Here is a 4,633-nt window from a genome sequence, read left to right on the forward strand (position 1 = left end):
ACCCCCGACACCCCCGACACCCCGAGCACGGCAACCCCGCACGCCCAGGTCGGCGTCGCCGACGGCCTGTTCGCCGCCGTGCTGGCCGCCCGCGCCGGGGTGCTGGTCCCGGCCGGGCGGACGGCGGAGTTCCTCGCCCCGTACCCGGTGAGCGCCCTGGGCGACGAGGCGCCGGCCGAGTTGCTCGGGCGGCTCGGCCTGCCCACCGTCGGGGCCTTCGCCGCGCTGCCGGCCGAGGCGGTCGCGGACCGTTTCGGCCCCTCCGGGACGGCCGCGCACCGGCTGGCCCGCGGGCTGCAGCCGCGCCCGCTGGTGCCGCGGGACGAGGAGCCGGACCTCGCCGTCGAGCAGCGGTTCGACCCGCCGGAGCCGCTGGCCGAACCGCTGGTGTTCGTCGCCCGCACACTGGCCGAGGCGCTGCACCGGCGGCTGGCCGGGGCGGGGCTGACCTGCCGCCGGGTGGCCGTCGAGGTGGCCTGCGCGGACGGCCGGACGGCCTCCCGGCTGTGGCGGCACGAGGGTCGGCTGTCGGCGGCGGCGCTGGCCGAGCGGGTCCGCTGGCAGCTCCAGGCCTGGCAGGGCGCGGGCACCTTCGGGGCGGTCGGCGAGGGCCCCGACGCGGGCTTCACCGTGCTCCGCCTGGCCCCCGACGGCCTCTCCCCGGACCAGGGCCGCCAGCTGGCGCTGTGGGGCCAGGCGGTCGCCGACGACCGGGTGGAGCGGGCGGTCGCCCGGGTGCAGGCGGTGCTCGGGCACGCCGGGCTGCGCCGGATCGAGCCGGCCGGCGGGCGCGGCCCGGGCGAGCAGGCCGTCAAGGTGCCGTGGGGCGAGCCGTACGAGGCGGCGGTGCCGGCCGACGCGCCTTGGCCGGGTCGGCTGCCGGAGGTGTGGCCGACGGTGGTGCTGCGGGAGCCCGCCCCGGTGCGGGTGCTGGACGAGGCCGGGCAGCCGGTCACGGTGGACGGCCGGGCGGGGGTGTCGGCCCGGCCGGCCCTGGTCGTGGTCCGGGGGCGGGAGGAAGCGGTGGACGGCTGGACCGGGCCCTGGCCGGCGGTCGAGTACTGGTGGGACCAGTCGCTCGCCCGTCGCCGGGCGCGGTTCCAGGTCGTGGTGGGCGGCGGCCGGGCGCTGCTGCTCACCGTGGAGGGGGGTGCGTGGTACCTGGAGGCCGGCTACGACTGACCGGCGACCGGCCAGGGGGGCAGGACGAGCACGAGAGCGACGAAGGCAACCCCGATGGGCTTCACCAGCCACCCCACCCTCCCCTGGAGCGAACTGCACCGCCGGCTGACCGGCGCGGCGCCGGACCGTACGGTCGTCCCGTTGCGCCGCCCCGTTGCGGAGGAGCCCCCGGCGGCCTCGAAGGACTCCGCCGAACCATGGGCCGAACTGCACGTCCACTCGGCCTTCAGCTTCCTGGACGGCGCCAGCGACCCGGAGGACCTGGTCGCCGAGGCGGCCCGGCTGGGCGTGGAGACCCTCGCGATCACCGACCACGACGGCCTGTACGGAGCCGTCCGGCTCGCCGAGGCGGCCCGGGGCACCGGCGTGGCCACCGTCTTCGGCGCCGAGCTGACCATCCGCAGTGAACCCTCCCGCCGTGAACCCTCCCGCGGTGAGCCCTCCCGCCACCAGCCGCCCCGACACCGGTCCCCCCGCCACCCCCCGGAGGACACCGAGCACCTGCTGGTCCTCGCCCGCGACCCGGCCGGCTACCGCCGCCTCTCCGCCGCGATCGCCGCCGCCCAGCTGGCCGGCGGCGGGAAGGGCCGCCCGGTGTACGACCTCGCGGCGCTGGCCGGGGCGCATGACGGCCACTGGGCGGTGCTCACCGGCTGTCGCCTCGGCCGCGTCCCCGCTGCCCTCGCCGGGAAGGGCGACCCCGAGCACCGACTGCGCACCCTCACCGAGGCGTTCGGCCGGGAGAACGTGTACGTCGAACTGATCGACCAGTGGCTGCCGGGGGACGACCGGCGCAACGATGCCCTTGCCGCGCTCGCCGCCGGGCAGGGGCTGACCACCGTCGCCTCCACCAACGCCCACCACGCCGGCCCCGCCCAGGGCCGCCTCGCGCAGAGCCTCGCCGCGCTGCACGAGCGCCGCACCCTGCAGGACGCGGTCGGCTGGACCAGGGCGGCCGGCACCGCGCACCTGCGCTCGGGCCGCGAGATGGCCGGTCGGCTGGCCCGCTTCCCGGGTGTGCAGCGGGCCACCGTCGAGCTCGGCCGGGCCTGCGCCTTCGACTTCGCCCGGCTGGACCCGGAGCTGCCCGGCTTCCCCGTCCCCGAGGGCGGGACCGAGATCGGCCACCTGCGCGCGCTGGTCGCGGCCGGCGGCCCGGTGCGCTTCGGCTCCGGCAACGCCGTCGCCCGCCGCCAGCTCGCCAAGGAGCTGGACGTGATCGAGGACCTCGACCTGGCCGGCTACTTCCTGATCGTGCACGACATCGTGGACTTCTGCCGGCGCCAGGACATCTGGTGCCAGGGCCGTGGTTCGGCCGCCAACTCGGCGGTCTGCTACGCCCTCGGGATCACCGCCGTCGACCCGATCCACTACAGGCTGCTGTTCGAACGCTTTCTCTCCACCGCCCGCGACGGGCCGCCCGACATCGACCTGGACATCGAGAACCGCCGCCGCGAGGAGGTCATCCAGTACGTCTACGGCCGCTACGGGCGCGAGCACGCCGCCCAGGTCGCCAATGTGATCACCTACCGGCCCCGGCTGGCGATCCGCGACGCCGCCCGGGTGCTCGGCTACCCGCAGGGGCAGGTGGACGCGTTCAGCCGGCAGACCGACTTCCGCTCCGCCCCCGGCGCGGACGCCGTCATCCCCGCCGACGTGCTCTCGCTGGCCGGCCAACTCCACGGCCTGCCACGCCACCTGGGCATCCACTCGGGCGGCATGGTGCTCACCAAGGAGCCGATCGGCGAGATCTGCCCGACCGAGTGGGCCCGGATGCCCGGGCGTTCCGTGCTGCAGTGGGACAAGGAGTCCACGGCCGCCGCCGGGCTGGTGAAGATCGACCTGCTCGGCCTCGGCATGCTCGCCGCGCTGCACGACGCCTGCGACCTGGTCGCCGAACACCACGGCCTGCGCTACGACCTGGCCACCATCCCGGGCGACGACCCGGGCGTGTACGCGATGCTGCGCCGGGCCGACACCGTCGGCGTGTTCCAGGTCGAGTCCCGGGCGCAGATGGCGACCCTGCCCCGGCTCAAGCCGGACCACTTCTACGACCTGGTGGTCGAGGTCGCGCTGATCCGCCCCGGCCCGATCCAGGGCGGTTCCGTCCACCCGTACCTGCGCCGGCGTGCCGGGGTCGAACCGGCCGGCTGCCCCCACCCGCTGATGGAGAACGCGCTCGGCAAGACCCTCGGGGTGCCGCTGTTCCAGGAGCAGATGATGCAACTCGCCATCGACTGCGCCGGGTTCAGCCCCGCCGAGGCGGACCGGCTGCGGCAGGCGATGGGCGCCAAGCGCTCGCACGAGCGGGTCGCCGGGCTGCGTGACCGGCTGCTGGGCGGGATGGCCGAGCGCGGCATCCCGCCGGAGGTCGCCGAGGACGTCTACGGCAAGATCGAGGCCTTCTCCAACTACGGCTTCCCGGAGTCGCACGCGATCAGCTTCGCCTACCTGGTGTACGCCAGCGCCTGGCTGAAGCACCACTTCCCGGCGGCCTTCACGTGCGCCCTGCTGGCCAACCAGCCGATGGGCTTCTACTCGCCGCTCAGCCTGGTGGCGGACGTCCGGCGGCACGGCGTGCGGGTGCGCGGGGTGGACGTCAATGCCAGCGGTGCCCGCCCCACCCTGGAGCCGTACCGGGGGCCGACCCCGACACCGCCGCTGACCGCCGGGCGGCCGCAGCCGGCGATCCGGCTCGGCCTGGAGACCGTCCGAGGCATCGGCACCCCGCAGGCGGAGGCGATCGTGGCCGGGCAGCCGTACACCGACCTGGAGGACTTCGCCCGCCGCACCGGCCTGCCCGCTCCCGTCCTGGAGGCGCTGGCGACCGCGGGCGCCTTCGACTGCTTCGGGCTGACGCGACGTCAGGCGCTCTGGACGGCAGGGGCGTTCGCCGGTGCATCGGCCGACCTGCTCCCCGGCACCACGCCCGGTGCCGAGGCGCCGGACCTGCCCGGCATGAGCCCGGTCGAGGAGACGATCGCCGACCTGTGGGCCACCGGCACCTCCGCCACCGGTCACCCGCTCCAGCACCTGCGCATCCACCTGGAACGCGGTGGCGCCCTGTCCGCCGCCCAACTCCCGGACGTGCCGCAGGGGACGGCGGTGGTGGTCGGCGGCCTGGTCACCCACCGGCAGCGGCCGCCGACGGCCGGCGGGGTGCTCTTCCTCAGCCTGGAGGACGAGACCGGCCTGATCAACGTGATCTGCAGCCGACCGGTCTGGGAGTCCCAGCGCCGCACCGCCCTGGACCGGGCCGGACTGCTGGTCCACGGCCACATCGAGCGCGACCGGGGAGCGACCAACCTGATCGCTACCCGGCTCACCCCGCTCCGGATCGGCATCTGAGCTCAGGCCCCTGCAAGCCCCGCAGCCCCGGCAAGCCCCCGCCCGGCCCCCGCAGCCCCGGCAAGCCTCCGCCCGGCCCCCGCAGCCCCGGCAAGCCTCCGCC

The 4,633-nt window shown here is 76.2% G+C and carries 2 protein-coding genes; both read left to right on the top strand.

Features of this window, described 5'->3' with window-relative positions:
* Positions 1-1,182 (top strand): DNA polymerase Y family protein (locus IF30_RS0139825; protein WP_051712253.1); only part of this gene is annotated, 1,182 nt, incomplete at its 5' end.
* A 54-nt stretch (positions 1,183-1,236) separates the two neighbouring features.
* On the top strand, positions 1,237-4,530 hold the full coding sequence (locus IF30_RS0139830; protein ID WP_030247864.1) for an error-prone DNA polymerase: 3,294 nt from the start codon (positions 1,237-1,239) through the stop codon (positions 4,528-4,530).
* Positions 4,531-4,633: the final 103 nt, after the last annotated feature.

The sequence above is a fragment of the Streptomyces sp. NRRL S-350 genome, assembly GCF_000719705.1.
Taxonomy (GTDB): domain Bacteria; phylum Actinomycetota; class Actinomycetes; order Streptomycetales; family Streptomycetaceae; genus Kitasatospora.

Bases quoted from the DNA above. Each gene is read 5' to 3' on its own strand.
- IF30_RS0139830 (WP_030247864.1), top strand. From the start codon at position 1,237: ATGGGCTTCACCAGCCACCCCACCCTCCCCTGGAGCGAACTGCACCGC.